General features: G+C 70.3%; 25 protein-coding genes. 9 read left to right on the forward strand and 16 right to left on the reverse strand.

The window, feature by feature from the left end; all coding sequences use genetic code 11:
- Window positions 1-4: 4 nt before the first annotated feature.
- Entirely contained in the window at window positions 5-742 is a 738-nt protein-coding gene (locus tag ACIQTP_RS16925; protein ID WP_403400562.1) for a maleylpyruvate isomerase family mycothiol-dependent enzyme, read from the reverse strand.
- Between the two features lie 339 nt (window positions 743-1,081).
- Window positions 1,082-2,287, reverse strand: coding sequence for an MFS transporter (locus tag ACIQTP_RS16930; RefSeq protein ID WP_403400564.1), 1,206 nt, complete (start codon window positions 2,285-2,287; stop codon window positions 1,082-1,084).
- Between the two features lie 403 nt (window positions 2,288-2,690).
- Between ACIQTP_RS16930 and ACIQTP_RS16935 the strand changes: the two genes are divergently transcribed.
- Window positions 2,691-3,806 (forward strand): GNAT family N-acetyltransferase, encoded by a 1,116-nt coding sequence (locus ACIQTP_RS16935; protein ID WP_403400566.1) that lies wholly within the window; start codon window positions 2,691-2,693, stop codon window positions 3,804-3,806.
- A gap of 132 nt (window positions 3,807-3,938) precedes the next feature.
- Here ACIQTP_RS16935 and ACIQTP_RS16940 read toward each other — a convergent pair whose 3' ends face one another.
- From ACIQTP_RS16940 to ACIQTP_RS16955, 4 genes are all read right to left on the reverse strand, one after another.
- Window positions 3,939-5,771 carry a glycoside hydrolase family 15 protein gene (locus ACIQTP_RS16940; protein WP_403400568.1) on the reverse strand — a complete coding sequence of 611 codons (1,833 nt, stop codon included), beginning with the start codon at window positions 5,769-5,771 and terminating at the stop codon, window positions 3,939-3,941.
- Window positions 5,772-5,793: 22 nt separating this feature from the next.
- A complete protein-coding gene (locus ACIQTP_RS16945) occupies window positions 5,794-7,212 on the reverse strand; it encodes a DUF2252 domain-containing protein (protein ID WP_403400570.1) in 1,419 nt (472 codons plus the stop codon).
- Complete coding sequence (locus tag ACIQTP_RS16950; protein WP_403400572.1) at window positions 7,209-8,801, reverse strand: GMC oxidoreductase; 1,593 nt, start codon at window positions 8,799-8,801, stop codon at window positions 7,209-7,211. Before ACIQTP_RS16950 ends, ACIQTP_RS16945 begins: the two co-directional genes overlap by 4 nt.
- Window positions 8,802-8,884: 83 nt before the next feature.
- Window positions 8,885-9,778: a hypothetical protein gene (locus tag ACIQTP_RS16955; protein ID WP_403400574.1), complete on the reverse strand. Its 894-nt coding sequence runs from the start codon at window positions 9,776-9,778 to the stop codon at window positions 8,885-8,887.
- Between the two features lie 238 nt (window positions 9,779-10,016).
- Here ACIQTP_RS16955 and ACIQTP_RS16960 point away from each other — a divergent pair, with 238 nt between their 5' ends.
- A complete protein-coding gene (locus tag ACIQTP_RS16960) occupies window positions 10,017-10,667 on the forward strand; it encodes a GAP family protein (RefSeq protein ID WP_403400576.1) in 651 nt (216 codons plus the stop codon).
- A gap of 58 nt (window positions 10,668-10,725) precedes the next feature.
- On the opposite strand, the gene ACIQTP_RS16965 is transcribed toward ACIQTP_RS16960, so the two are convergent.
- Window positions 10,726-11,658, reverse strand: a complete 933-nt coding sequence (locus ACIQTP_RS16965) for a cyclase family protein (RefSeq protein ID WP_403400578.1) — start codon at window positions 11,656-11,658, stop codon at window positions 10,726-10,728.
- 129 nt (window positions 11,659-11,787) lie between these two features.
- Between ACIQTP_RS16965 and ACIQTP_RS16970 the strand changes: the two genes are divergently transcribed.
- Window positions 11,788-12,750, forward strand: a complete 963-nt coding sequence (locus ACIQTP_RS16970; RefSeq protein WP_403400579.1) for a DUF389 domain-containing protein — start codon at window positions 11,788-11,790, stop codon at window positions 12,748-12,750.
- Here the strand turns inward: ACIQTP_RS16970 and ACIQTP_RS16975 are convergent.
- The gene (locus ACIQTP_RS16975) at window positions 12,734-14,137 is read right to left on the reverse strand and encodes a hypothetical protein (RefSeq protein WP_403400581.1); all 1,404 of its coding nucleotides are present in this window, start codon (window positions 14,135-14,137) and stop codon (window positions 12,734-12,736) included. The two genes, ACIQTP_RS16970 and ACIQTP_RS16975, sit on opposite strands and share 17 nt — an antisense overlap.
- 208 nt (window positions 14,138-14,345) lie before the next feature.
- On the opposite strand from ACIQTP_RS16975, the gene ACIQTP_RS16980 reads away from it, so the two are divergent.
- On the forward strand, window positions 14,346-14,759 hold the full coding sequence (locus ACIQTP_RS16980; RefSeq protein WP_403400583.1) for a DUF6325 family protein: 414 nt from the start codon (window positions 14,346-14,348) through the stop codon (window positions 14,757-14,759).
- Between the two features lie 32 nt (window positions 14,760-14,791).
- On the opposite strand, the gene ACIQTP_RS16985 is transcribed toward ACIQTP_RS16980, so the two are convergent.
- From ACIQTP_RS16985 to ACIQTP_RS17005, 5 genes are all read right to left on the reverse strand, one after another.
- A complete protein-coding gene (locus ACIQTP_RS16985) occupies window positions 14,792-15,301 on the reverse strand; it encodes a gluconokinase (protein ID WP_403400585.1) in 510 nt (169 codons plus the stop codon).
- A gap of 101 nt (window positions 15,302-15,402) precedes the next feature.
- Entirely contained in the window at window positions 15,403-16,452 is a 1,050-nt protein-coding gene (locus ACIQTP_RS16990) for a cytochrome d ubiquinol oxidase subunit II (protein ID WP_403400587.1), read from the reverse strand.
- Window positions 16,449-17,837 (reverse strand): cytochrome ubiquinol oxidase subunit I, encoded by a 1,389-nt coding sequence (locus ACIQTP_RS16995; RefSeq protein WP_403401035.1) that lies wholly within the window; start codon window positions 17,835-17,837, stop codon window positions 16,449-16,451. The genes ACIQTP_RS16990 and ACIQTP_RS16995 overlap by 4 nt, the downstream gene beginning before the upstream one ends.
- A gap of 120 nt (window positions 17,838-17,957) precedes the next feature.
- Entirely contained in the window at window positions 17,958-18,797 is an 840-nt protein-coding gene (locus ACIQTP_RS17000; RefSeq protein ID WP_403400589.1) for an SDR family oxidoreductase, read from the reverse strand.
- Window positions 18,798-18,986: 189 nt separating this feature from the next.
- Window positions 18,987-19,415 (reverse strand): hypothetical protein, encoded by a 429-nt coding sequence (locus tag ACIQTP_RS17005; RefSeq protein ID WP_403400591.1) that lies wholly within the window; start codon window positions 19,413-19,415, stop codon window positions 18,987-18,989.
- A gap of 242 nt (window positions 19,416-19,657) precedes the next feature.
- Between ACIQTP_RS17005 and ACIQTP_RS17010 the strand changes: the two genes are divergently transcribed.
- Both ACIQTP_RS17010 and ACIQTP_RS17015 read left to right on the forward strand, forming a co-directional pair.
- Window positions 19,658-19,945: an SHOCT domain-containing protein gene (locus tag ACIQTP_RS17010; RefSeq protein WP_403401037.1), complete on the forward strand. Its 288-nt coding sequence runs from the start codon at window positions 19,658-19,660 to the stop codon at window positions 19,943-19,945.
- A gap of 9 nt (window positions 19,946-19,954) precedes the next feature.
- Entirely contained in the window at window positions 19,955-20,746 is a 792-nt protein-coding gene (locus ACIQTP_RS17015; protein WP_403400593.1) for a DUF427 domain-containing protein, read from the forward strand.
- 184 nt (window positions 20,747-20,930) lie between these two features.
- On the opposite strand, the gene ACIQTP_RS17020 is transcribed toward ACIQTP_RS17015, so the two are convergent.
- From ACIQTP_RS17020 to ACIQTP_RS17030, 3 genes are all read right to left on the reverse strand, one after another.
- On the reverse strand, window positions 20,931-22,019 hold the full coding sequence (locus tag ACIQTP_RS17020; protein ID WP_403400594.1) for an ABC transporter substrate-binding protein: 1,089 nt from the start codon (window positions 22,017-22,019) through the stop codon (window positions 20,931-20,933).
- A gap of 77 nt (window positions 22,020-22,096) precedes the next feature.
- Complete coding sequence (locus ACIQTP_RS17025) at window positions 22,097-22,975, reverse strand: ABC transporter permease (RefSeq protein WP_402039701.1); 879 nt, start codon at window positions 22,973-22,975, stop codon at window positions 22,097-22,099.
- Complete coding sequence (locus ACIQTP_RS17030) at window positions 22,972-23,832, reverse strand: ABC transporter ATP-binding protein (RefSeq protein WP_403400596.1); 861 nt, start codon at window positions 23,830-23,832, stop codon at window positions 22,972-22,974. The genes ACIQTP_RS17025 and ACIQTP_RS17030 overlap by 4 nt, the downstream gene beginning before the upstream one ends.
- Before the next feature lie 236 nt (window positions 23,833-24,068).
- On the opposite strand from ACIQTP_RS17030, the gene ACIQTP_RS17035 reads away from it, so the two are divergent.
- From ACIQTP_RS17035 to ACIQTP_RS17045, 3 genes are all read left to right on the forward strand, one after another.
- A complete protein-coding gene (locus ACIQTP_RS17035; protein WP_403400598.1) occupies window positions 24,069-25,760 on the forward strand; it encodes an ATP-binding protein in 1,692 nt (563 codons plus the stop codon).
- Window positions 25,757-26,446 (forward strand): response regulator, encoded by a 690-nt coding sequence (locus tag ACIQTP_RS17040; protein ID WP_402039705.1) that lies wholly within the window; start codon window positions 25,757-25,759, stop codon window positions 26,444-26,446. The genes ACIQTP_RS17035 and ACIQTP_RS17040 overlap by 4 nt, the downstream gene beginning before the upstream one ends.
- A gap of 86 nt (window positions 26,447-26,532) precedes the next feature.
- Window positions 26,533-26,820, forward strand: a complete 288-nt coding sequence (locus ACIQTP_RS17045; protein WP_403400600.1) for an alpha/beta fold hydrolase — start codon at window positions 26,533-26,535, stop codon at window positions 26,818-26,820.
- Window positions 26,821-26,861 lie beyond the last annotated feature (41 nt).

The following is a 26,861-nucleotide window of genomic DNA, read 5'->3' on the forward strand; positions in this document are numbered from 1 at the left end:
AGTCTCAGGTGATGCCGGATTTCTCCCGCCACAGCGCGGCGAGCGAGGCGTCACCGGTCACGTCCGGGAACGGCAGCCGGTTCCACAGCGCCAGATAGAGCCGTGCCGCGGGTCCCGCCATCTCGCAGTCGACGTCCCCGCCCGCCCCCGCGCCCCACTCGCCGACCGGCGGCTCGGGCGACAGCCGTACGGTCCACACCGCGTCCACGTCGGTGGCGCGCACCCGCAGTACACGGGGCGTTCGGGAACGCACCTTGCTCCTCGTACGTCCGTGGAAGCCGCGCAGCAACTCGTCGATCCCGTCCACCGCGAAGCCCGGCGTCACCGTGCCCGGGGTCTCGCCGAGCGCCGACTGCGCGTCGACCCGGTGCACGGTCGTCTCGTGCGCCTGCCGCCGTGCCCAGAAGGCGAGCGGCGAGGGTGCGGGCAGAAAGCTCCAGCAGGCCAGGTCGGGCGGAGCGGCCGCGAGCGTGTCGACGAGGCGGCCGTGGCCGTCCCTGAACCAGGCCAGCAGTTCGGCGCCGTCCAGCTCGGGCACGCCGCCGTCCGGGTGGTACGCGGTGTACCCCTCGGCGACGAACGCCGTCGCCCACCGGTGCACCATGCCCGTGTGCCGCACCAGATCCCGCACCTGCCACCCCGGGCAGGTCGCCACCTTGGCGTCGGGGCCCGCCTGCTCGGCCGCCGCGGCGAGCGACCGGCCCTCCTGGTCCAGGGTCTCCACGAACTCCGGAATCTCCATGAGGTGAGTGTGCCGGACGCAGTGGGCTCACGGCCGGCGGGTCCTTTGGCGGCGGGCAATGAGAAGCCCCGGCTGGACGGGGGAGACCAGCCGGGGCGGCATGTCGTGGCCGACGGAGGGCGGTCGCCTCGCGGCGGAATGCTCCATGGGGCTTCAGCCGGACGATCGTCCCCATGGGCTGTAGGTGAGACCCGGGGACACTGTCCCCTCCGCAGCCACGTATGGATCAACGGCCGATCCCCCCGGGTTGTTCCCGCCCGGCCCCGTCGCCCGCTGTGAGGTGGAGCACGGCCGCCTGGTCCGCGGGGACGTCCGACAGGGCCCAGGGGCGACGCGGCGTCAGCTGACGGCCACCCGGCGCGTCCCGAACCCGATGAGCGCGGCCAGCGCCGCCAGTACCGTCACGCTGGTGAGGGCGATGGGAAGCGAGAACCAGTCGGCCATGAACCCGATCGCGGGCGGTCCCAGAAGCATGCCGCCGTAACCAAGTGTCGAGGCGATGGCGACACCGCCGGGGCCGGCGAGGGAACCCGCGCGTTCGACGGCGACGGGGAAGATGTTGGCGAGTCCGAGCCCTGTGATCGCGAAGCCGAGCAGGGCCGCCCACACGGAGGGGGCGAGCGCGCCGAGCAGCATGCCGGTGGCGGCCGTGGCGCCGCCCCCCACCAGCGTCCGTGTGCGGCCCAGCCGTTCCAGCAGCGTCGTACCGCCGGCCCGGCCGATGGTCATGGCGAGCGCGAAGCAGGAGTAGCCGGCGGCCGCGACACCCGGGTGGGCCCGCAGGTCCTGTTCCAGGTGGAGGGCTCCCCAGTCGGCCAGGGCACCCTCGCCGTACGCGGTGCACAGGGCGATCAGGCCGAAGACGAACACCAGCCCGCGGGTGCGCGCGTCGAGGCGACGCGGGGCGCGCTCCTCGTGCGACTGTCCGCGCCCCGGGGGTGTCGGAGGCTCGTGGCCCAGCAGGGTGCGTCCGGCGAGGGCGGTCACCAGCAGGCCGATCACGGTGAGCGCGAGCAGGTGCCGGGTGGGGGATAAGGAACCCGCCACCAGTGCGCCGAGCCCCGCGCCGATCATGCCGCCCAGGCTGAACGCCGCGTGGAAGCTCGGCATGATCGGCCGCCGCAGCGCGGCCACCAGGTCGACGGCGGCGCTGTTCATGGCGACGTTGATACCGCCGTACGCCGCTCCGAACACCAGCAGGACCAGCCCCAGCGCGACCGCCGAGTGCGTCAGCGGGGGCAGGGCCACGCTCAGCGCCAGCAGGATGCCGCAGACAACGGTCACCGGATGGCTCCCGAAGCGGCGGCACAGCCGGCCGGTGAGCGTCATCGTGATCACCGCTCCGGCGGAGACGCCGAGCAGCGCGAGTCCCAGGGCGCTCACCGAGGCGCCGGTCTGCTCCTTGATGGCCGGGATGCGGACGACCCAGCCCGCGAAGACGAAGCCGTCGAGGGCGAAGAACGCGGTGATGGCCCTGCGCAGATGGGCGAGGTCGTCGGGGCCCCGCACGGCACTGTGCGAACGGGCTTTGTTTATTAGCGGCACAAAGTCAGCGTAGGTGGCGGGCGGGAGCGGGGCAAGGGATACGCTCCCGGGCCGGCGGTGTGCCACCGGGCCTCTCCCGCCACGGCCTCCACCCCCTGCGGCACCTCATGCGCTGGGTGAACGACGAGTGAATCGGCCTCCGATCCGCTGTGCGGACCCGAGCGCCGGACGGCCTGGTGGGGACCGGACAGACCAATTCCCATCTTCCGTTACGACAGACACCCTTGACAGCTTGCGTACTGATTCGCGACGTTTGAGCCTCGCGGAACAGTTCGAGACGCGTCATGGGGGAATGGGGGGCGGTCGGCCGTGCGATCGATGAACAACGATCCTCACGCCTTAGGGGTCCGCGCTGCGAACGGTATGTCCCTCGCGGAGCCCGCGGAAGGGCGGTTGATCTGAGGTGGAGATCACGATCCACAGACCGGAGGAGCTGAGCAGTTCGCTCCTCCTGGCCTGGCACCGGGTGATGGACGAGTCGCCCGACTACGCCAACCCGTTCCTGGCCCCGGAGTTCGCGGCGGGGATCGACAGGTACCGAGGCGGGGCGCACGTGGCCGTCCTCCACGAGAGAGGGGAGCCCGTCGGCTTCTTCCCGTACGAGCGAAACTCCCTGGGCGTCGGCCGGGCCATCGGTCTCGGTCTCTCCGACTGTCAGGCCCTGGTGCACCGCCCCGGGGTCACCTGGGACACGCAGGAACTGCTGCGGGCCTGCGGGCTGTCAGTCTTCGAGTTCGACCACCTCGTCGAGGAGCAGAGACCCTTCGGCAGACATGTCACCGGGACGTTCGCCTCACCGGCGATAGACCTGAAGGTCGGCGAGGGCACCTACGCCGAGTGGCTGCGCGGCGCCTACCCGGGACTGGCCAAGACGACGCTGAAGAAGGAACGCCGCCTGGGACGCGACCTGGGCGAACTGCGGTTCGTCTACGACGAGCGCGACCCGCGGGTGCTGCGCACCCTCATGCGCTGGAAGTCCGCCCAGTACCGCAGGACGGGACGGATGGACCGGTTCGCGCGGCCCTGGATCGTGGACCTGGTGGACCATCTCTTCCGGGTCCGTGAGGAGCACTTCAACGGTGTGCTGTCCGTGGTGTACGCCGGTGACCGGCCGGTGGCCGCACACTTCGGACCTACCTCGCGCACGTTGTTCGCGGCCTGGTTCACCGCGTACGACCCCGAACTCCGCTACTACTCGCCCGGGTTGATCATGCACCTCCGGATGGCCGAGGCCGCCGGGCGGGAGGGCGTGCGGCTCATGGACCTGGGCCGTGGCGACAAGGAGTGGAAGGACTGGCTCAAGACCCGGGAGCTGCGCGTGGGCGAAGGGTTCGCGACCCGCCCCCACCCGATGGCCGCGGCGCACCGGCTCTGGCGCAGGCCGGTAAGGGGCCTGCGCAACACGGTTCTGGCCCATCCCAGGCTGCGGGATCCGGCCGACCGGCTGCTGAAGACGGTGGGCACGCTGCGCACTTCGGGCCGGCCGGACTCCGGCGCGGCGGCCCCCCGCGCCCGCTGAGCCGGCTTCTCCACCGACGGTCCGGGTGGCCACGCGGCATCGGTGGCATCGGTGAGCGCGTCCACCCGGAGGGTTTCCGGGTGGTGCCGCGTGGTGCTGCTCGCCGCCGGCAGGTGCCGGGAATCCCGGCGTTCAGCGACGGAGCGCGTCGAGCGCCTCGTCCAGCGTCGTCGCGGCCATGATCAGCGAGAGATGGGTGAAGGCCTGCGGGAAGTTGCCGAGCTGCTCCCCGCTGGGACCGATCTCCTCGGCGAACAGGCCGACATGGTTCGCGTACGTCTGCATCTTCTCGAAGGCATAGCGGGCCTGGGAGAGGCGCCCCGCGCGGGCGAGGGCGTCGACGTACAGGAAGGTGCACAGACTGAACGTCCCCTCGGAGCCGCGCAGTCCGTCGGGCGACGCCCCGGGGTCGTAGCGGTAGACCAGGCTGTCGGAGACGAGGACGCGGTCCATGGCGTCGAGGGTGTTGAGCCAGCCGGGGCTCCGCGGGGCCAGGAACCCGACCCGGGGGACGAGGAGCAGGGAGGCGTCCAGGACGTCGCCGCCGTAGTACTGGACGAGGGCCTGCTCCTTCTCGTTCCAGCCGCGCTCCATGACCTGTTCGAGGATCGCGTCCCGGGCCTGGGTCCAGCGCACGGTGTCCGCCGGCCTGCTGAACTCGCGTGCCAGCTTCAGCCCGCGGTCGAACGCGGCCCAGCACATCACCCGGCTGTAGGTGAAGTCCTTGCGCCCGCCCCGGGTCTCCCAGATGCCCTCGTCGGGCCGGTCCCAGGAGTCGGCGAGCCAGTCGAGGGTGGCGGCGAGCCCCTTCCAGCCGTGGTAGCCCGTCTGCGCGCCGACCTCGCGGCCCTCGGCCAAGGCGTAGAGGGCCTCGCCGTAGATGTCGAGCTGCAGTTGGTCGGAGGCGGCGTTGCCGGCCCGGACCGGGTAGGAGCCGCGATATCCCTCGAAGTGCTCCAGGATCTCCTCCGTCAGATGGGGGTCGCCGTCGACCCGGTACATGATCTGGAGGGGTTCGTCGGCGGGGCCCTCGCGGGCGCCCAGACGGTCGCCCAGCCAGCGGGTGAAGCGGGTCGCCTCCTCCACGAAGCCGAGGTCGAGCAGGGCCCGCACCGAGAGGGAACCGTCCCGCACCCAGGTGTACCGGTAGTCCCAGTTGCGCTCGCCGCCGACCTGCTCGGGCAGTCCCATGGTGGCGGCGGCGACCGGGGCGCCCGTGGGGGCGTAGGTGAGGAGTTTGAGGGTGATCGCGGAGCGGTGCACCATCTCCGTCCAGCGGCCGCGGTAGCGCGAGGTGCGCACCCACTTCTGCCAGAAGTCCACGTTCTCCCAGAGCTCTTCGGTGATCCCCTCGGTGGTGGGGGGCGGTGGCGCCTCCCCGTCCGGCGCGCAGACGGTGAACACCACGGCCGCCGTCTGTCCTGCGTTGAGGGTGATGGCGCCCCGGACGTCCTGACCGTCCCGTTCGAGCGGGAGGGTGGCCTGGAGGTAGGCGGTCGTCCCGGGGGCCCGGAACGTCGCCGTCTCCTGCATCGGCTTGTCGTGCGTCAGATCGAGTGTGTGGGCGGCCCGCGCGTAGTCGAACCGCGGCCGGCATTCGAGGGTGAAGCGTACGGTGCCGCGCACCGAGCGGATGACCCGCACCAGGCTGTGCCGGTCGGTCGCCGTCGGGCCCGGCTGCACCGGCATGTGGTCGACGATCTCGCCGACTCCGTCGGGTGACATGAAACGGGTCACCACGACCGCGGTGTCCGGGTAGTAGAGCTGCCTCCAGGTGCCTTCGGGGTGGTCGGGCGCGAGGAGGAAATATCCGCCGCCGTCGTGGTCGAGCAGCGCGGCGAAGATGCTCGGCGAGTCGAAGCGCGGTGCCGCGAACCAGTCGATGACTCCCTGGGACGAGACCAGAGCCGTGGTCTGCAGGTCTCCGACGAGCCCGTGGTCGGCGATGGGCGGATAGCGATCCATGCTGCTCTCCTTGTCAGACGTGTCAGGCGGTTTCAGCCTTGACCCGCCCGGAACGGACGGCGTCGACGAGTGCCCGGTGGTCCTGCTCGTTCTGATCGGCATAGCGCTCGGCGAACGTCACCAGCGCCCGGTCGAAGACGTCACCCCCGCCCAGGTAGGCGGCGATGGCGATCCGGTCCCCCGACCTCGCGTGGGCGCGGGCCAGCGCGGCACCGCACAGTTCACCGAAGGCCCGCATCCCGTCCGGCACCATCGACTCGGGCTCGGCGATGCCCTTCCAGTCCCGCAACTGCCGTACGTAGAAGTCCCGTCGGCCGCCGTCGATGCCGTCAGCCCGAGCCCAGCCGAGGAAGATGTCGCTGGTGGCCTGCATGAGCCGCTGACCGCAGACCACGCGCTCCCCCTGCGTCCGGCAGGCGCTCGCCCCGGTGAACGGCGCGAGCACCGACTCGTCGGCCTCCTTGGCCTGCAGGAGCAGCGGATCCTGGCCGTCGCGGCCGAGCAGCAGAATGATCCAGCAGCGCGTGCCCACGCTGCCGACCCCGACCACCTTGCGGGCCATGTCGACCAGCCGGTACTGCTCCAGCAGGGACCGCCGGTCCGACTGGAGGCTCTGACCGTACCGTTCGATCATCCGGCGGATCTGCTCCTCCATCGCGTCGCGTTCGACGTCCGGAAGCAGGTCCTGGAGCGGGGTGACCAGCGGGGGATCCGGGGCGATGCGGACCCTCCCGTCGACGACGTGGGTGAGCTTGTCGAAGGCCTGGAGGCTGTCGCGAGTGCGTGCCTTCGCCACCGACCGCGACCAGCGCTCGCGGGCCCGCGCGCTCACCTCCTGGATGACGTGGTTGCGCACCCAGTCCTCGTCGAACCGGGCGTACCACACGGGGAGATTGCCCAGCTTGGCGAAGCGCCGCTGCCACTCGCGGTACGACCGCACCGTCGACCGTACGACACCGGCCCGCTCCTTGGCGCTGAACCCGTTCGCCCGGCCGGCGATGACGAAACTCGTGGACAGCCGCTTGACGTCCCACTCCCACGGGCCCGGCAGCGTCTCGTCGAAGTCGTTGATGTCGAACATCATGCGGCGCTCGGGCGAGGCGAGCAGCCGGAAGTTCAGCAGGTGCGCGTCGCCGCACACCTGCGTTCTGATCCCGCTGCGCGGAGTGTCGGCGAGGTCCCCGGCCATGATGGCGGCGGCACCCCGATAGAAGCGGAACGGTGACTCGGTCATCCTCCCGTAGCGGATCGGTACGAGCTCGGGCACCCGGGTCGCGGACTGCGCCTCGATGACGTCCACGGGGTCGGGCCGCTTCTGAGCGGGAGCGAACTCGGCGTGGCTGGAGCGGGGTACGGCGGCTCGGGCGGCCTTGCCTGCCTCGGCACGCTCACGGGGCGTGCGGTGCCGGACGACGCCGTCGGCCGGGTGGTGCGCGGTCATCGGAGTCGGTCCGCGATGCGATCACCGACACGCAGGGCGTTGGCGATGGCCGTCAGCGACGGATTGACCGCTCCGATGCTCGGGAAGAAGCTCGTGTCGACGACGTACAGGTTGTCGAGGTCGTGGGCCTTGCAGTCGACGTCGAGGGCGGAGTCGGCGGGGTCGTGGCCGAAGCGGACGGTGCCCGCCTGATGCGCCGTGGCGCCGATGGGCATGCCCTTGTGCAGGTAGATGCTCCGCGACAGGAGATGGTGTTCGTGCATGTCCAAGTGGCCGAGCATGCCCTGCAGTCTGTGCCGCAGGTGGTTCAGTCCGGCGATGTTGTTCTTCTCGTCGAGGGCCAGGTGGATGCCGCCGTCCCGGTCCAGCGTGACGCGGTTGTCGGGGGTGGGCAGGTCCTCTCCGCACAGCCAGAAGTCCACCGCGTGGTGGGCCAGTACCTCGAAGGGCGTGTCGGGAGAGACGGCCCCGGCCCAGCGGGGCGCCTCGCCGCGGATCTGTTCTGAGTCGGACTTGCCGAGCAGTTGGATGCCGCCGAGGGGATACTCCCAGTCGTCGGATCCCAGGTACCAGTCGTGCAGGGCCAGGGTCTTCTGGAACCTGGTGTCGTTAGGTTCCTTGGACACGGCCATCAGGGCGAGGTTGTTGTGCCGCATGTAGTGCCGGCCCACGACGTCCGAGCTGTTGGCCAGCCCCAGCGGATGCCGGTCGTTCGCCGAACGCAGCAGCAGGACGGCGGAGTTGACGGCGCCGCAGGCGACGACCACGATGTCCGCGCTGAACTCCACGGTCGAGCCTTCGCCGCCCCCGCCCCCGACCGTCGTGACGACCGAGGTGACGCTGCGGCCGGTCGCGTCCGTCTCCAGGCGCCGTACGTCCGCGTGGGTGATCATCTCGACGTTGTCGTGTTCCAGGGCGGGGTCGACACAGATGACCTGTGCGTCGGACTTCGCGCCGACCAGGCAGGGGAAGCCGTCGACACGGTCGCAGCGGATGCAGGCGCTGGTGTGGGTGGCCCGGCCCCGGTCGTCCTGGGTGAGGTTCACCCCGATCGGGAGGTGGAAGGGGTGCAGCCCCTGCTTCTCCAGGTCGTGGCTGAGCTGCTGGATGCGCGGCTCGTGCTGGACCGGCGGATACGCGTACTGGGCGCTGGTGGGACCCTCGGTCCGATCCTCGCCGTGGCGGCCGTGGACGAGGTAGAGATGCTCGGCCTGGGTGTAGTACGGCTCGAGTTCCTCGTAGCTCAGTGGCCAGGCGGGGGAGATGCCGTCGTGGTGGCGGAGCTCGCCGAAGTCCTCGGGGCGCAGACGAAAGAGCGCGGCGCCGTAGAACTTGGTGTTGCCGCCCACGTAGTAATTGACCTCGGGCGGGAACTGGTTTCCGTGTTTGTCGAACCAGAATTCCGGCGCGCGGTATTTCCCTTTGACGAAGACGGCGGTGGAATCCCAGTTGTCGCGTTCACGAGGAAGATAGTCCCCGCGTTCGAGAAGGAGGATGCGCTTCCCCGTGGGCGCCAGCCGGTGGGCGATCGTGCCACCGCCCGCACCGGTGCCGACGACGATGACGTCGTAGTGCTGTGCGTCGGTCATGCAGGCCACCGTCCCCACTGCCCGCCGTCGGCATCTGCCCCGACCCTCAAGGTATCTCCGGGGAATAATTCCGGCGAGTTGGACTATTCGGGTGAACCGAGGCGCCGGGACACGGCGGGTTCCCGCGCGATGACCGCGCCGGCGGTGATCCCGGCGGCGATGACGACACAGAGCCCGATCAGCCACGACAACACCGTGAAGACCGCGCCCAGCGACCCGTAGCGGTCCAGGCTGCGGTTGAGCGCGCCGGGCACGTACAGCTTGGCGACCACCGTCAGCGCGGTCATCGCCACCCCGGTCAGGAGCGCACCGGGCAACAGGGGCAGCCAGGGGATCCGCGCGGCCAGCAGCAGGTGCTGGGTCCACCACCAGACGCCCACCTCGGCGACCAGCAGGAGCGGCAGACCCAGCCACGCCCCCGCGCCGAATCCGGTGCGCAGCGGTCCCTGCAGGGCGAGGATGACGAGCCAGGCCGCGATCCACACAAGCCATCTCCAGGCGGCGATCCGTGGGCTCGCGCTCGGCAGCCGCCAGGCGCGTTGGCACAGGCGCTGCATCGCCCGGCTGCACGCGGTGGCGGAGAGCAGCACCATCAGCGAACTGACCACCCCGGCGCTCTGCTGCAGGTTCGAGGGATCGGCGTCGAAGACCTTCTTCAGCTCCTGTTCGGAGGAGCCGTTGATACCGAAGACGTCGTGAAAGGAGGAGAGGAACTCGTTGCGCACCGCCTGCGGGGCGAAGGAGGCGACCACGAAGAGCAGTGGGACGGCGGTCAGGAAGACCTGGGCCGCCAGTCGGGTCGCGGAATCCAGCAGGTTCACCGCGATCAGGTGCGAGGTGAGGCGGATGATCACCGGGAAGCGCTCCTCGGCGGTGCCGCGCAGCCGCCGCAGCCGCGCCCCCAGCTCCGCCGTCCGCCCGCGCAGGCGGCACGTCCTGCCGTCGGCGGGCGAGCCGGATCCTCTGCCTGCGCGCATTCCGCTCCCCGGGTCGGGACTGGGTTCCACGCCCCGAGGCGTGAGCACGCCACCAGGGTGCCGTCCCGGGCGCCCGCCCGCCTGCGGCGCGAGCGCCGTTGCGCCGTACGGGGGAGCGGCCGCCCGAGGAGTTCCGGACGGCAGCGCTGAATTGTGGGTGTGGGCGGGAGCGGTGACGATGGGGCCATGCGCGCATCCGGCGCCTTCCCGAGCCTCGCGCGGCCGTGCGGGGGCAGCGATGGTCCTTGACCTGGTCCTCATCGGTCTCGCGATCGCCGTGAACCCGTTCTCGGTCACCGCGTTCGTGCTGGTGCTGTCCGCGCGGGGCGGGATCTGGAACGGGCTGGCCTTCGTCCTCACGTGGCTGGCCAGTTTCGTCGCGATCATCGCCGTGGTGCTGCTCATGACCGGCGGGAAACCGCCGCCGCCCAAGTCATCGCCCTCAACGGCCGCCCTGGCCGCCAAACTGGCCATCGGCGTCGGCCTCGTCTGGTACGGGGAGCGCACCCGCCGCCGGAGGGGCAGGCGGCACAAGTCCCCCGGGATGATGTCCCGGCTCGACCGGATGTCCCCGTGGACGGCGGCCGGGCTGGCGCTGTTCCTCCAGCCCTGGGGGCTGGTGGCCGCCGGTGCCGCCACCGTCGTGGAGGCGGACCTCTCCCACCCCACCTCGTACGCGGCGTTGATGGGCTACTGCCTGCTGGCCAGCTCCAGCCTGCTGGCCATGGAGATCTACGCGACCTTCGCCCCCGACTCGGCCCGCGTACGGCTCGGGCGGCTGCGCACGTGGCTGGAGAGCCATCAGGACCAGGCGATCGTGACGGTGTGCCTGCTGTTGGGGCTGTGGCTGGTGGGCAAGAGCATCTACCAGCTGACCGCCTCGGCCTGACCGGCCATCACGGGGCCGCCGGGGTCGACCGCCGTCACGGGCCCGGAGGCGACCGCCGTCACAGGATCGCCAGCGGATTGACGGGCGAGCCGGTGGCCGCGGGCAGCCGGAGCGGGGCGATCACGCACAGGAACGACCAGCGGCCTTCCCGCGCGCAGATCGGCGCGAGGTCCTCGAACCGCAGATAGTCGAGCAGATGCAGTCCCATGGCGTGGACGGCGAGCACATGCACCGGGAACGCGACCCCTCGCACCGCGCTCGGGGCCGTGTCGTTGTTGCCGTCACTGCCGAGTACCGCCACCTCCCGGTCGGCCACGAACTCCATCGCGGTCGGATGGAGTCCGGCACGGGCGGCGGCCACGTCCCAGGGGCCCAGCTCCTCGCGGCGCCGGCGATGTCCGACCCGTACGAGCAGGATGTCGCCGCGGCCGACCCGCAGCCCCTGCCGGGTCTCGGCGGCGGTCAGGTCCTCGGCGGTCACATTCGATCCGGGTTCGAGCCAGGAGAGGCCGTGCACCCGGGGTATGTCGAGGAGGACCCCGCGTCCGACGATGCCGTCACGGGCCAGCTCGACGGACAGGACGCTCGCGCCCTCCGGCGACAGCGCGTCCGCCGCCGGTATGCCGCAGTGCAGCGTGCCGTCGTAGATGACATGGCACAGTGCGTCGAGGTGACTGTCCACATCGCCGTGAACGTTCATGGCGAAGCGGTCCCGCGCGAAGTCCAGGCCCTCCGGGACCGGTTCGCCGCCGGCCGGAGCGGTGAGCCGGTGCTCGGCCGGATCGGCGTCGTCGAGTTCGACACGGGTCTCCACGGGGGCGGCGAGCGACACCGTACGTCCCGACCGCACCTCGCGGACGGCCGCCAGCACCTGTTCCGCGGTGATCGTGTCCAGGGCGCCCCGGCGCGTGCCGCCGCCGGGGGCCGTGCCGCGCAGTTGGCGGTAGAGCGACCGGAACTCGGCCTCGCTCAGCTCGTCGGGCATCGGCATGTCACCAGCCTCCGACAGAAGCCGGATTCCGGCACGCCGAGTTGCCGGGGGCAGGCACCACCGCGTTAATGAAGGGGCGACCTGTCCACCTCACGAGCCTGCGCACCGCACCGAAACGCGGAGGTCCGGATGGACATGATTCATGTCCGCGCGGTGTGCCCGCCGGATCTCACGCGACGCACCATGGCCCTGCTGGGCGACGAGCCGTGCGCCTTGAACCTGGTCCTCCAGACGGGCAGCGTACAAAACCCCGACGGTGACGCCATCGAGTGCGACGTCCTGACCGGGGCAGCGAACGAGGTGTTGCGCGGCCTGCGGGACCTCGGTCTGGAGCGCCAGGGCTCCATCGTCCTCGATCCAGTGGACACGGTGTTCTCGGAACACGCCGCGAGGACCGGGGCCGAGCAGCTCGGGGCCGTGCCGCGCGCACCGGTGTGGGCGCAGGTGGAGGCGCGGATCCGGGCCGAGGGCAGATACCCCCCGAGCTTCTACCTCTTCCTGGTCATCGCCGGGCTCATCGGCGCGGTGGGCATCATCACCAACTCCCAGATCCTCATCGTCGCGGCCATGGTGGTCGGACCCGAGTACGGGGCCATCACCAGCGTCGCCCTCGCGATCGACCACGGCTCCCGGCCGAGAATCCGGCAGGGCCTGATGGCCCTGCTCGTGGGCTTCGTGGCGGCCGTTGCCGCGACCTTCCTCTTCTCGCTGCTCGTCCGGGGCTTCGGACTCCAGCCGAGGGCCTTCGAACTGGGTGTCAGGCCCGTCTCGAATCTGATCAACACCCCCAACTTCTTCTCGGCCGTGGTGGCGGTGCTGGCCGGTGTCGTCGGCATCGTCTCGCTGGCCGAGGCCCGGACCAGCGCACTCCTCGGCGTCTTCATCTCGGTGACCACCATTCCGGCCGGGGCCGACATCGGGGTCTCGTGCGCGTTCGCCAGCTGGCACGAGGCCTGGGGGTCGCTGCTCCAGCTCCTGCTCAACGTCGTCGTACTGATCGTGGTCGGGACCGGCACGCTCAAGTGCCAGCGGGCGATCTGGCGGCGGGTGGGCGAACGCCGGCACCGGCGCGAGGTCAGACGGACGGCGTAGGGGCGGACGGCGCCGCAGGAGGCGGCGTCGAAGCGGCCGAGGTCGAGGGGGCGCCGGTGTCCAGGAACTCGCGAATCGCGAAGGCGACCAGCACGATCACCACGGTCCACACCACGACCCACGTGGTCGGGTAGCTCCAGGTGAACAGCACGATCGCGGCGACCGCCAGGATCGCGGCGCCGATCCACCGCTTGAAGCGGTGCACGAACCGGCCGACCGGACCCAGCGGGAGCCCCGCCGACAGGGCGACGTCGCGCAGGGCGCCGATGCCCCTGCGACAGCCCGTACGGACGAGGACGGCGATCCGGGACGGCCCGACGAGGAAGGCGCCGGCGGCCGTCACGAGCGCGAGCGCGCCGACCGCGCGGACACCGGCGCGCAGGAACCTGACCAGGGAGTCGAACACCGTGGCGGCGGCGTCCTCGGACGTCCCGACGGGCAGATGGTCGAGGTACACCGCCCGTGCGAGGGCGAGGAGGATGCCGAGCACGAGCATGGCGGCGAACACCCCGAGTGCGGCCCCGATCAGGGCCCGGCGGCGGTTGGCGGCCAGATACACGCCCACGGCGGCGATCAGCACGGCGATGACGGGGAGCCAGCCGCCGATGATGTCCAGCACCCGCAGATACGTCTTGATCCTGCCGACGTCCTTCGACGCGAACACCACGAAGTCCGTGTGGACGGCCGGGATCCGGGCGGCCGGTTTGAAACCGGCGCTGACCAGCCGGTCCTTGACCTGGGCCACGATCGGCGCCACGTCGATGGTGACCTGACCGTTCTTGGCGGACACCGCACCGGTGGCGTTACCCGTGAGGGCCTTGTCCAGCGCGCTGTGGGCCCGGCGGTTCGCGTCCACCCAGACGGTGTCGAAGGCCTTGCTGGAGACCACCCGCTGCACGGTGTCCCCGACCAGACTCTTCAGACCGCTGTTGATCGGGCCGCCGAGATCGCCGAGCAGCTGGGCCACCCGCGGCGGGGCGCCCTTCTCCGACGCCGCCTGCTCCAGATCCTTGACGAGCGCGTCCACGTCGATCTGCGCCAGGACCGCGGTGGTGACCCGGTTGGTGACCGCCTTCTGCACATCCGGATCGCTCGCCAACGGCCCCACGGTGGCGACATAGCGGTCCGTGTCCCGGATGATGCTGTTCGCCCAGACCGCGACGACGGCCAGCAGCGACAGCAGTGAGGCGAGGAGAATCAGCAGGACCGAACCCGTCGAGCGGAGCCAGTGGTGCGGCGCGCCCCCTGGCGGCCCGCCGCTCTCCAGAGCGCTCACCCGGTGCCGCAGCTCGTCCAGTTCGTTGCGCTCCCGCGCCGAGAGCCGCTGCTCGCCGGACGGTTCTGGGGGCTTCTCGTCCGGGTCCGGTGGAGGCGGGCTGCTCGTCATGGTTACAGCAGAGGCGTACGGATCCGATCCCGCGACCCGGAACCGGCCCGGAGGGTGAACACCGCACCGAGGTGCGGCGCCTTCTGTCCGATGCTGCAATGGAATTCGGGGCCCCTGGATGCGCGGGCATGCGGGGACAGGGCGAATTCCATGACCACCCAGGGGTGAAGCCGTGAGCGATTCTGTCGTGAGTGATGAATTCGCCGAAATGGGCCCAATCGATTACATAGTCGTCGAGTTTCCCGGCAACCGTATGACCGGTGAAGGCTTTCCTCTGCTGGTCGACCTGGTGGACCGCGGCCTCATCCGGATCCTCGATCTGATGTTTGTCAGAAAGGACGAGGACGGATCGGTGGTCGGCCTGGAAATCGCCGACCTCACCGGTGACGGAGCCCTCGACCTCGCCGTCTTCGAGGGCGCCTCCTCCGGGCTGCTGGGCGAGGACGACATCCAGGAGGCGGGCAGTGCCCTGGAGCCCGGCAACTCCGCCGGAATCCTGGTCTACGAGAACCTGTGGGCCGCTCCCTTCGCCACCGCCCTGCGCCGCGGCGGTGCGCAGGTGGTCGCCTCCGGGCGCATCCCGGTGCCGGCTGTGCTGGCCGCGCTGGACGCGACGGAGTAGCACACGCCCCCCGCGAGTTCGTGTCTGATCCGTCAGCGGCCCGGGCGCTGGGCGCAGCGCTCGACTGCGGCCCGCACCCGGGCGAGGTTCGCCGGAAGGGCGGCCGTGGCATCCAGGGTCAGACCCGGCTCGTCCCGCTCCAGCGGCTCCAGCGTCTCGAACTGCGAGTCGACCAGCCCGGCGGGCATGAAGTGGCCGGTGCGCCGGGACACACGGTCCCGGGCCGTCGCCCGGTCCAGGGCGAGGTACAGGTACCGCAGCGCCGGCCCCCCGGCCTCCCGGAACTCGTCGCGATAGGCGCGCTTGAGGGCCGAACTGGCGACGACCAGTCCCTCACGGGCATCGGTGGAGCGACGGATGCGGTCGGAGAGGGCACGCAGCCAGGGCGCGCGGTCGGCGTCGTCCAGGGCGTGGCCCGCGGTCATCTTCGCGATGTTCGCAGCGGGATGGAAGTCGTCGCCCTCGACGAACGCCAGGCCGAGCTCCTCGGCTACCGCCTGGCCGAAGGTGGTCTTCCCGGATCCCGAAACGCCCAGGACCACAATGATCGGGGGCCTTTCCCCGTCCCCTTCCCGGTGCCCTTCCCCTTCCCGGTCCCCCTCCCCGTCCCTTGCGCCGCCTCCGGCAACGCCCCCGGCCCCGGTCAAGGGTTCTCGGGTTCCCGGCCTGGTGCCGTCTGCCGCAGGTCCGCCTCGGTGAGGGGCTGGAGGGCCCCGTGGGTGTCCAGCCGGTAGAGCAGGACGAGCGGCGGCCCGACGAGCACCACCGCGACGACCGTGACCAGCATCAGCCAGCGCAGCGTCGTCGACGCGCCGGCCGCCTGGGACACGGTCAGCGAGGTGGGGATGAGATAGGGCCGCTGGGCCAGTCCCCAGGCCACGACGACGAGGGCCACGCTGCCGACCGCGGTGACCCTCGCCCATCCCGTCGCGACGCGGTACAGCAGCCAGGCGGTGGCCAACGCGCAGACGACGGCGATGAGCACGAGGACGAGACCGATTCCGCCGGTCAGCCCGTCATGGACGTAGGGCGCGTCGTCGTGGGTCACGGCGAGCCCGACGATCGCCAGTACGGCGAGGACGACGAGAGTGCACCAGGCCCGCAGCCGGAAGTAGCCGACGAGGTCGGGGGTGTCGAAGCGGCGGGCGTCGGCGGTCAGGAACACCGCCCCGAGGAAGGCGGTCGCGGCGACGCTGAGCAGCCCGGCGATCACGGAGGTCCCGTTGGACCAGGCGTCGGCGGACGCCGACGTGCCGGGAGCCACCCGGCCCGTGGCGATCCCCCCGACCGCCGCGCCGAGGAAGAAGGGGGTCAGCAGCGAGGAGATGGCGAAGGCGGCGCCGTAGACCCTGCGCTTGGCGAGGCGCCGCGTGGGCTTGCGCAGGGCGAAGCCTGCGCCGCGCAGGACGAGTCCCACAGCCGCGAGTGCCAGCGGGAGCCACATGGCGGAGAAGACCGTCTGGAACAGCACCGGGAACCCGGTCCACATGACGACCAGGACGAAGACGAGCCAGACGTTGTTGGTCTCCCACACCGGTTCCATGGCGTGGTCGATGAGCCACCTGGGGCGCTTGCCGCGTTCGGCGCCGCCCGCGACGAGGTCCCAGAATCCGGCACCGTAGTCCGTGCCACCGGCACACGCGTAGGCGGCCACCGCGGCCAGCAGCACCCAGGCGACGATGTTCTCGATCATCCGTCTCCCCCGTCCTCGCCCGCGGTGGTCGACAACGGGCGGGGCCCGTAAGGAGTGCCGCCCTCCAGATCCTCGGCGGCGACACCCGAGGGCGCGCCCTCGTCGGCCAGCCGCCAGCGGTGGCTCATCTTCACAAGGACGGTCAGGAAGGAGCCGAGGACGAGGACGTAGACCACCACGACGATGCCGAACATCGTCCACAGGGACGCGGCGCGGGTGCCCGTGACCGCCTCCGAGACCCGCATGTTCTGGTAGACGATCCAGGGCTGCCGGCCCACCTCGGTCGTGATCCAGCCGCACTCCACGGTCAGCAGACAGGCGGCGCCGGCAAGGGCGGCGGACCGGAGGAACCAGGGCGACCGGGGCAGTTCACGACGCCGCAGCCAGCACCAGCCGTACCAGAGCGCGAGCAGCACCAGCAGGCTTCCGATGGTCACCATGATGTCGAACGCCCAGTGGACGATCGTGGCCTGAACCACCGTCGGGCGGTCGCTCGCGGGGACCGACGTCAGTCCGGTCACCTTCGTGGACGGTCTGAATCCGGCGAGGACCGAGTCCAGTTGGGGGATCTTGATCCCGCCGGAGACCGACCCGTCGGCATGCAGACGCCCGAAGATGTACTCCGGTACGTGGGTGTCGGTCTTCCACACGAGCTCGGTGGCCGCGAACTTCACGGGCTGCTGGTGGAAGACGGAGCGGGCGATGGAGTCCCCGAGCACGAACTGCACGGGGGTGAGGATCGCGGCGACGGTGAACGGCACGGTGAAGCCGAGCCGGTGGTAGCGGTCCCGCCGGCCCCGCAGCAGGCCGACCGCGTACACCCCGGCGACGACATATCCGGCGGTCAGGACCACGCCGACCACGAAGTGCCAGTACTCGGGGCCGAACATCGGTGTGAAGACCGCCTGCCGCACATTGACGTTCACCGGCCTGCCGGACGCGTCGAGCGTGAAGCCGCGCGGGGTGTTCATCCAGGAGTTCGCGGCCACGACGCCGAAGGCCCCCAGCAGGGCGGCCAGCGGCAGGGGCAGGCCGAGCCAGAAGTGCGTCCACGGCTTGAGCCGGCGCCAGCCGTACAGATAGATGGCGATGAAGATCGCCTCGAGGAAGAACGCCCAGGCCTCGATCCCGAAGCCGAAGCCGAAGACATCGCCCCACCGGCCCATCATGCCCGGCCACAGCAGACCGAACTCCAAGGACAGCACGGTGCCTGTCACGATGCCGATCGCGAACTGGACCGCCATGACCGCCGACCAGCGCCGTGCGAGCAACAGGGCGATGGCGTCGCCCCTGCGCAGCCCGCGGTAGTGCATCAGGAGCGTGATGGCGGGCAGGGCCACGCCGAACGGTACGAGCAGGATGTGGGAGGCCAGGGTGAAGGCCATCAGCTCTCGGGCCGGGAGGAGTTGTGGTGGGCCGTCCGTGAGAAGCTGGCCGATCGCGCTGTTCACATGACCTCGCTGTTCGTACGGGATGGCTGAGGGGGTCGCTCAGGGTTCTGGGCTTCAGCCGCCGGTGGCGAAACCGGGGAACAGCGTCATGCCGCCGTCGACGTAGATCGTGGTGCCCACGACGTAGTCGAAGAGGTCGGACGCGAGCGCGGCCACCGCGTTCGCGATGTCCTCCGGGTCGCCCACGCGGCGGTAGGGGATGAGCCGGAGGAGGTCGGCCTCGGCCTCGGGGGTGTCCCAGGCGTCGCGGTTGATGGGCGTGCGAATCGCGCCCGGAGCGACGGCGTTCACCCGGATCCCCCGGGGCGCGAGTTCCTGTGCGAGGGTCGCCATGAGCATCTGCACCCCGCCCTTGGACGCCGCGTAGTTCACATGGCCCGCCCAGGGGATGATCTGGTGGACCGAACTCATACAGATGATCTTCCCGGCCGAACGGGAGACCTCGGGGACGACGCCCCGCCGCAGGAACTCCTTGGTCGCTTCGCGGGCGCACAGGAACTGTCCGGTCAGATTGACGTCCAGCACCTTCTGCCACTGGGCCATGGTCATCTCGGTGACGGGGGCGTCGCGCTGGAGCCCGGCGTTCGCCACCATGACGTCGATGGTCCCGAACTCCTCGACCATGCGGGACACCATGTCGACGACCTGGTCCTCCTGCGACACGTCCGCCTCGTGCGCGTAGGCGCGCACCCCGAAGCCCTCGATCTCGCGTACGACCTCTTCCGCGGCGTCCCGCCCGGACACGTAGTTCACCACCACATCGGCGCCCACTCGGCCGAGGCCGATGGCCGTGGCCTTGCCGATGCCGGAATTCGCGCCCGTCACCAGCGCCTTCTGGCCCTTGAGGAGTGGGAAGGCAAGGGGCTGGCGACCGTCACTGCCGCTGGTTTCCACTCGTGTCTCCCTGTGGGTGCCGACGCGGATCATCGGAGGAATCCGCTTTTCGGAGGAATCCGCACCACAACGAAAACACCGGTGGGTCGGGACGGCTCGTCGGCACGTCCGCTGTCAGCCGTTGGGGGGCCGACCCGGGCTGAACGGCCCAATGCCGACCCGCGGGGTCGCCCGGGACGGCGCGCGCGGCTACTCGGTGCGGGGCTGCCGGCTGATTCCGACGCACAGCGCCCAGATGACGAAGGCGTCCACGGCGATCAGCACGATGGCCCAGACGGGGTAGTACGGCAGCCACATGAAGTTGGCGATCATCGACAGGCCTGCCAGGGCGATTCCGACCACGCGTGCCCACATCGCTCCGGTGAACAGGGCGGCGCCGGCGAGGACGACCAGGACGCCGAGGGAGAGGTGGATCCAGCCCCAGCTCGTCAGATTGAAGTTGTAGGCGTAGTTACGGGTGACGACGAAGACGTCGTCCTCGGCGATGGCGGAGATTCCCTCGAATATCGCCATCACTCCGCCGAAGATCATCATGACCGCGGCGAAGGCGGTCCAGCTGGCTGCCCACGGTCCGCCGCTCCCGGTCTCGCCTCGCTGGTGCATTCCAGTCGTGGTCATATCGAGCTCCTCCCACGTAGACCTCACCACTGACCTGTGACCGGTCGGTGGTCCACATTTCAGCTTGCCATGAGAGTCACCGACCGGCAGAACGGCGGAATTCCCGGAGGGCGGCGCCGATGCTGATGTGCGGGGGAATCCGTGCGGTGCTCCAATGGAGGTGTCCGATGCGCCGAGAATTGCCCGTCGGTCAGGGGGAGCGTGTTTATTTCGCAGGCCGCTTTTCCAGAAAGGAAACCGCCGTGCCAGGTCTCCTTCGCGGGGTCGCCCGCACTGCCGTGGTGGCCGGTACCGCGACCGCCGTGTCGAACCGTGTGTCACGCCGTCAGCAGGGTCGCTGGGCTCAGCAGGAGTATCAGGAGGCCGCGCCGCAGCCCGTGCCCGCCGCGGCGCCCCCGCCGCCGCCCGCACCGTCGGCCGACGACATGAACAGCAGGATCGATCAGCTGAAGCAACTCGGGGAACTCAAGGCCCAAGGTGTCCTGACCGAGGCCGAATTCGAGGAGCAGAAGCGCCGGATCCTTGGGTAGTGAGGGTCCATGAACCTCACAACTCCGGAAGGCCTGCTGTGGGAGCGCAGCGAGCGCTGGGTGCGCGGGCGCAAGGGCGAGGTCACGGTCGTCGACAGCCGGCACCCCGTCCTCGTATGGGAGCCCGAAGTGCCCGTTCCGCTGTACGCGTTCCCGCGTGCGGAGGTCCGCGAGGACCTGCTCCGCCCGGCGAAGAACCCGCGCACCGGCACCCACGGCGGATCGCGGGTCTTCTACGACCTCGAAGTCGACGGCGAACTGCTGGAGAACGCGGCCTGGACGTTCCCCGCCGAAGACCTGGCCGGTCACATCGCCTTCGAGTGGTTCCGTCGCAGCGGCCGGGGACTCGACCACTGGTACGAGGAGGACGAGGAGATCTTCATCCACCCCCGCGATCCGCACAAGCGGGTGGACGCCCTCCCGAGCAGCCGTCACGTCCGGGTCGAGATCGACGGTACGGTCGTCGCGGACACCCGTCGTCCGGTGCTGCTCTTCGAGACCGGCCTGCCGACGCGGTACTACATCCCGCGTGAGGACGTCCGCCTCGACCTGTTCGTCCCCAGCGACCTCAGCACGGGGTGCCCCTACAAGGGCACCGCCGAGTACTGGTCGTGGCACGCCGGCGGCGACGCCCCCGCGAACCTCGTCTGGAGCTACCCGGAGCCACTGCCCGCGGTGGGCGCCGTCAAAGGCCTCCTCGCCTTCTACAACGAAGCGGTCGACATCACCGTGGACGGGGAACGCCGGGAGCGCCCCGTCACCCCGTTCACCTCGACACTCCCGGCGCGACCGGCGACGTGACGGCGGCGTGGGCCGTTACCCGGCCGGTGGAGCCGGCGCCGATGGCGACCGACGTGGCGCTGCCCGCGGTGACGCCGTTCCTCTCCTTGCCGTGGCGCAGAAGGGATCCGCGCGAGGGCTCGTGCCCACGGCCCGGGGCCGTCCAGGTGGCAGGCACCTGGACGGCCCCGTGAGCGGCGAAGGCTCAGCCGTTCGGCCCCGCCGGGGTCGTGGTCGTCTTGAAGCCCTCGGTCTTGTTGGCCTGGATGGCGAAGTCGTTGGTGAACGTCTTGCCGAGGTCCACCGACCCCTTCACGTTGCCGACCAACTGCTCCGTCGCCAGAGAGGTCTTCGGACCGCCGGCCGGCATGAGGCCGTCCGGGAGGAACTGACCCTTGTCCTCGGTCAGGGCGGATATGTAGTCGGCCTTGGTCACCAACTGGTTCGACACGAACGACGCCGGCAGCTTGTTCGCGATGTCGGCCGCGCTGTGTGTGTTGATCCAGTGCATGGTGGCGACGAGCGCGTCGACGACCTTCTGCGTCGCGTCCTTGTGCGAGTTCACCCAGTCGGTGCGGGCGATCACACCGGCCGCGGGGTAGGCACCGCCCATCGCCGCCGTGGCGCCGTTCGTGGTGGCCAGGTCGATCGCGGAGGTACCGACGCCCTTCTTCTGGATGGCGGCGACCGTCGGCTGCGTTGTCATGACGCAGTCGACCTTGCCGTTCTGCAGTGCGGCGATGGCCGTGGATCCCGCGCCGACCCCGATCCGGTGGTACTGGCTGGTCTTGACACCCTTCTTGGCGGCCAGGAACTGGGTGAGGGTGTCGGTGCCCGAACCCAGGTCGGTGACGCCGACGGTCTTGCCCTTCAGGTCGGCACCCGAGGTGACGCCCGACTTCTTGGTGCACATCTCACGCTCGCCCGGGGCGCCGGAGAGCTGGACGACGTCCTCGACCGCCTTGCCCTTCGCCTGGAACTCGATCGTGTGGTTGTACCAGGCGCCGGCCATGTCCACCTGCCCCGAGGCCATGGCTTCCTCCGCGCCGACACCGCCGTCCTGCTCGGTGCTCAGCTCGACGTTGACGCCGTACTTCTTGTAGAAGCCGAGCTGCTGGGCGAGCTGGTAGGGCAGGTAGATCTGCTTGTCGAGGCCGCCGGCCATGAGCTTGACGGTCGGCGTGGAGCCCGAACCGCCGCCCGAGGCGGACGAGTTGCCGGAACAGGCGCTGACCGCGCCGAGGGTGAGAACGGTGAGCAGAGACGCGGCGACGGCGACGGGTCGTCTGGACATGGCTGACCACATTCCTTTGCTGAGGGTTCTGAGATGAAGCCGAGGGTTCTGAGATGAAGGGGGGAAGTACGGGGGCGTCAGAGGGAGTTCGCCTCGGACGGCGCAGGCGGGCGCCACGACAGCAGTCGGCGCTCCAGCTTGCTGATCAGCCACTCGGCGCCGAGCACGATGACCGAGATGACGAGCATCGTCGCGAACACGCCGTTGGGATCGAACTGGTTCTGCGCGGTCTTGATGACCAGGCCCAGCCCGCTCTGCGCGCCGAGCACCTCGCCGACCAGCGCGCCGACGATGGCGAAGCCGAAGGCGCTGTGCAGGCTGGCGATGATCCAGGTGAGCGCGGAGGGCACGGTGACGTGCCGGATGATCTGCATCTGCGAGGCGCCCAGCACCTTGGCGTTGGCGAGGATGTTGCGGTCGACCTCACGGACGCCCTGGAAGGCGTTGAAGAAGACGATGAAGAACACCAGCACCGCGGCGAGCAGGATCTTCGGCAGCACACCGATGCCGAACGCGACGATGAAGATCGAGCCGAGGACGATACGCGGGATCGCGTTGACCACCTTGATGTAGGGGCCGAGCACATCGGCGAGGAACCGGCTCTGGCCCAGTGCGACGCCGAAGATCACGCCGGCGACGGCCCCGAGGGCGAAGCCGGCGAGCGCCTCCTGGATCGTTGTCCAGATGTTCGAGTAGAAGGACCCGAACTCGGTGCCGTGCCGCAAGAGATCGACCAGCCGCTTGGCGATGCCGGACGGCTGCCCGAAGAAGAACGGGTCGACGATCCCCCAGGTGGTGAACGCCTGCCAGCCGCCGATGACGAAGGCCGCGAGGCCGATGCGGCCCGCCCACACGAGCGCGGTGCGCCGCCGGGCGGCCCGCTTCGCGGTGGCCGCGGCCGAGGACGGTGCGCCGTCCTTGACCGGCGCGGCGGAAACTGCGGACGTCGTGCTCATGCCGTACCTCCTGCGGTGCGTGCGTAGGCGCGCTCCACCTCCTCGCGCAGCGTTTCCCAGATCTGGTGCTGGAGTTCGATGAAGCGGGGCTGGAAGCGGATCTCCTGGACCGCGCCGCGCGGGCGGGGCAGGTCGATGTCGAAGACCGCCTTGACCGATCCGGGGCTGGACGTCATGACGACGACCCGGTCGGCGAGCGCCACGGCCTCGTCGAGGTCGTGAGTGATGAAGACGACCGACGGACGGATCTGCTCCCACAGGCCCAGCAGCTCGGTCGACATGATCGCCTTGGTCTGCACGTCCAGGGCGCCGAACGGCTCGTCCATGATCAGGATCTTCGGTTCGTTGATCAGCGCCGCGGCCATCGCCACGCGCTTGCGCATACCGCCGGAGAGCTGGTGCGGGTAGCGGTCCTCGAAACCGGACAGACCCACCCGGCGCAGCCAGTCGCGCGCCGAGACCTGGGCCTTCTGCTTGGGGACGCCGCGGAAGACCGGGCCCATCAGCACATTGCCGAGGACGGTCTTCCAGGGCAGCAGCGCGTCGGTCTGGAACATGAAGCTGACGCCGTCGGTGACACCGTCCACCTCACGGCCGCCGACCTTGACCGAGCCCTCGCTGGGCCGGTCGAGCCCGGAGACCATGCTCAGGGTCGTCGACTTGCCGCAGCCCGTCGGGCCCACCACCGCGCAGAACTGGCCAGGCTCCACGGTGAACGAAACGTCCTGCAGCGCCGTGAACACCTCACCCGCGGGAGTCAGAAATCGTTTGGTGAGCCCTGAAATCTCGACTCGCGCGCTGTCCTGGCCGCTTTTGTCGGCGACCGTGCTCAACGCGGCATCGTTTCGCGAAGCCATCTGAGGCCGTCTCCTTCCCTTACCTCGGGGTCGAGGAAGGCAGACGCTAGAGGCCGCCCCGTATTACGTCGCTGTTTCAGACGTATCTCGCGTTAGTTGTGTTAACCGGGGTTCTGCACGTTCTGCTCAGGGGGCCAGGGGTGGGCAGGGTGTCCCTGGTGGGGCACAATCACGCCACCACGGGTTACGGCGAAGGGGCCGGGCCCGGCATCAAGACAAGGGCGAAGGCACCAGTGATGCCCATCCGAATCCGGATCGGCCGCGCCAGGAAGGGGAGGCTCTCCGCGCGGATCCTGGCCAACCAGCTGGCCATCCTGGCCCTCTCCGGAGCCATCGGTTTCGTACTGTTCGCGTTCGCTCAGCGGGCCGAGATCGACCGTTCCTACGAGCAGCGGGCGCTGGCCATCGCACAGACCGCGGCCGCCGAGCCGCAGATCCGGCAGGCCATGGAGTACGGCGGTGGCGGCGACATCGTGCAGACCGTCGCCGAACGGATCCGGAAGGCGTCGAAGGCGTCGTACGTGGTCGTCATCGACCTGCACGGCATCCGTCACTCGCACCCCACCCCGGCACTGATAGGCGAGCCGGTGGACGAGCCGCTCGCGGTGCTGGACGGCCTCACTCACGTCGGCTCCGACCAGGGCGCGACCGGACGGTCCGCCAACGGCAAGGCTCCCCTCAAGGGGCCCACGGGCACGCTGGTCGGCGAGGTTTCGGCCGGCATCCCGGAACACGACGTGCTCGGCGAGCTGTGGCGGGAGCTGCCCACCTTCGGCCTGTATGCCACGATTGCCACCGCGCTCGGCTCCGTGGCCGCGTTCCTGCTGGCCAGACGTCTGAAGCGGACGACGTTCGGGCTGGAGCTCGAGGAGATCGCCGGGCTGCTGCAGGACCGGGAGGCGATGCTGCACGGCATCCGGGAGGGCGTGGTCGCCTTCGACCCCGAGGGCCGGGTCACGGTCATCAACGACGAGGCCCGCCATCTGCTCGGTCTGGGCACGGCACTGGGCAGTCGGCTGGACGAACTCCTGCCCGAGGGGCGGCTGCGCCGGGCACTGGACGGCAGCCTCACCGGGGCGGACATCACGGTTCTCACCGACGACCACTGCCTGGCCGTCAACCGGATGCCGGTGACGCTGCACGGCCGCGCGCTGGGAGCGGTGGTCACCGTGCGGGACCGCACCGAACTCGTCGGACTGCTCAGGGAGCTGGACTCGGTGCGCGGGCTGACGGACGCGCTGCGGGCCCAGCAGCACGAGTTCACCAACCGGATGCACACCCTGGCCGGGCTGCTGGACGTGGGGGAGCACGAGTCCGCGTACGAGTACGCCGTCGAGCTCGCCGGAGCCGACCAGGAGCTGACCGAGTCGGTGCGCGAGCACATCGGCAACGCCCTGATGGTGGGTCTGATCGTGGCCAAGACGACGGTCGCCGCCGAGCGCGGCGTACGGATCGTGCTGGGGGAGGACTCCGCGCTCGGCGAGCAACCGCCGCATCTGCACCGGCTGCTGACCATCGTCGGCAACCTGCTGGACAACGCGCTCGACGCCGCCGTCGGCGGACCGGCGCCGGCGGGTGGCCGGGAGATACGGCTCACGGTCGTCGAGGCCACCACGGAGATGCTGGTGCGGGTGGCCGACACCGGACCGGGCATCCCGCCGGGCGCGACCGAGTCCATCTTCGAGGACGGCTGGTCGACCCGGCCCGACCGCGGGACCGCCCGGCGCGGCCTCGGACTCGCCCTGGTCCACCGGCTGGTCCAGGGGCACGGCGGCACCATCACGGTCAGCGAGGGGCCCGGTGCGGTGTTCACCGTGACACTGCCCCTGCCGGACGCCGCGCCCGCGCCGCAGGGCGCACTGTTCACGACGGCCCTGCCGGTACCGGCAGGCGCCCTGGCCGCGGCCGAGGGAGGAGAACGCTGGTGATACGGACCCTGGTGGTGGACGACGACTTCCGGGTGAACGGACTCCACTGCACCTATGTGGCCCGCGTCGAGGGCTTCGAGGTCGTCGGCCAGGTGGCGAACATGGCCGAGGCGCTGGACGCCGTCCGTACGCTCCACCCGGAACTGCTGCTTCTCGACATCTTCCTTCCCGACGGCAGCGGTCTGGACGTGCTGCGACAGCTGACCGGCGACGCGGGCGGCGCCCGCCCCGACGCCATCGTGATCACGGCCGACCGGGACATCACCTCCGTACGGACCGCGATGAAGCTCGGGGCCGTCGGATACCTCGTCAAACCCTTCGGCGCCGCCGCCCTGGCCGAGCGGCTGACCGCCTACCGCGAGCTCCAGCACCGGGTGGACGTGCTGGGCCCGGAGGCGGAGACCGACCAGGCCGACGTGGACGCCCTGTTCAGCGTCGTCCGCCCCACCGCCCTGCCCACCGTCCCCGCCAAGGGCCACTCCGCCCCGACTCTCGCCCTGCTCCACGAGACGGTCCGCACCGCCCGCCGGAACCTGTCGGCGGCCGAGGCGGCGGAACTCACCGGCGTCTCCCGCGCCACGGCCCAGCGCTACCTCTCCTACCTCGTACGGGAGGGCATGGTCCGGCTGGAACTCCGCTACGGCGCGACCGGCCGCCCCGAACACCGCTACCGCGCCGTGTCCTGACGTCGCGGCCGGTGCTTCAGGCGCACACTGAAGGCATGCTCACGGCGGGCCGCTCCAGCTCTGCCCTCCACCAACAGGAGTCACGCATGCCCCTGCTGCGTACAGGCGACCTGGACCTTTACCACCAGGTCGTCGGGGAGGGCGACCCGCTCGTCCTCGTCCATGGTTCGTGGAGCGACCACACGTCGTGGCAGCCCGCGATCGAGGCCGACCTCCGTGCGTCGTTCCGGGTGGTCACCTATGACCGCCGTGGTCACGGGAAGAGCGAAGCGGGGCCGGGCCGGGGCACCCGCCGACAGGACGAGGACGACCTCGAGGCCCTGATCGAGCGGCTCGGACCCGCGCCCGTATCTCGTCGGTACTGTCGGAAGTGATCGCCGCTCGCTCTCCGCTCCTGGTCCCGGCCGGGCGGCGG

Origin of the sequence: Streptomyces sp. NPDC090798 (genome assembly GCF_044768965.1) — a bacterium.
Lineage (GTDB): Bacteria > Actinomycetota > Actinomycetes > Streptomycetales > Streptomycetaceae > Streptomyces.

Coding starts and splice junctions, on each gene's coding strand:
- ACIQTP_RS16925 (WP_403400562.1), bottom strand. CDS start 742: ATGGAGATTCCGGAGTTCGTGGAGACCCTGGACCAGGAGGGCCGGTCG.
- ACIQTP_RS16940 (WP_403400568.1), bottom strand. CDS start 5,771: ATGGATCGCTATCCGCCCATCGCCGACCACGGGCTCGTCGGAGACCTG.
- ACIQTP_RS16945 (WP_403400570.1), bottom strand. CDS start 7,212: ATGACCGCGCACCACCCGGCCGACGGCGTCGTCCGGCACCGCACGCCC.
- ACIQTP_RS16950 (WP_403400572.1), bottom strand. CDS start 8,801: ATGACCGACGCACAGCACTACGACGTCATCGTCGTCGGCACCGGTGCG.
- ACIQTP_RS16955 (WP_403400574.1), bottom strand. CDS start 9,778: ATGCGCGCAGGCAGAGGATCCGGCTCGCCCGCCGACGGCAGGACGTGC.
- ACIQTP_RS16960 (WP_403400576.1), top strand. CDS start 10,017: ATGGTCCTTGACCTGGTCCTCATCGGTCTCGCGATCGCCGTGAACCCG.
- ACIQTP_RS16965 (WP_403400578.1), bottom strand. CDS start 11,658: ATGCCGATGCCCGACGAGCTGAGCGAGGCCGAGTTCCGGTCGCTCTAC.
- ACIQTP_RS16970 (WP_403400579.1), top strand. CDS start 11,788: ATGGACATGATTCATGTCCGCGCGGTGTGCCCGCCGGATCTCACGCGA.
- ACIQTP_RS16975 (WP_403400581.1), bottom strand. CDS start 14,137: ATGACGAGCAGCCCGCCTCCACCGGACCCGGACGAGAAGCCCCCAGAA.
- ACIQTP_RS16980 (WP_403400583.1), top strand. CDS start 14,346: ATGGGCCCAATCGATTACATAGTCGTCGAGTTTCCCGGCAACCGTATG.
- ACIQTP_RS16990 (WP_403400587.1), bottom strand. CDS start 16,452: ATGATCGAGAACATCGTCGCCTGGGTGCTGCTGGCCGCGGTGGCCGCC.
- ACIQTP_RS16995 (WP_403401035.1), bottom strand. CDS start 17,837: ATGGCCTTCACCCTGGCCTCCCACATCCTGCTCGTACCGTTCGGCGTG.
- ACIQTP_RS17005 (WP_403400591.1), bottom strand. CDS start 19,415: ATGACCACGACTGGAATGCACCAGCGAGGCGAGACCGGGAGCGGCGGA.
- ACIQTP_RS17015 (WP_403400593.1), top strand. CDS start 19,955: ATGAACCTCACAACTCCGGAAGGCCTGCTGTGGGAGCGCAGCGAGCGC.
- ACIQTP_RS17020 (WP_403400594.1), bottom strand. CDS start 22,019: ATGTCCAGACGACCCGTCGCCGTCGCCGCGTCTCTGCTCACCGTTCTC.
- ACIQTP_RS17025 (WP_402039701.1), bottom strand. CDS start 22,975: ATGAGCACGACGTCCGCAGTTTCCGCCGCGCCGGTCAAGGACGGCGCA.
- ACIQTP_RS17030 (WP_403400596.1), bottom strand. CDS start 23,832: ATGGCTTCGCGAAACGATGCCGCGTTGAGCACGGTCGCCGACAAAAGC.
- ACIQTP_RS17035 (WP_403400598.1), top strand. CDS start 24,069: ATGCCCATCCGAATCCGGATCGGCCGCGCCAGGAAGGGGAGGCTCTCC.
- ACIQTP_RS17045 (WP_403400600.1), top strand. CDS start 26,533: ATGCCCCTGCTGCGTACAGGCGACCTGGACCTTTACCACCAGGTCGTC.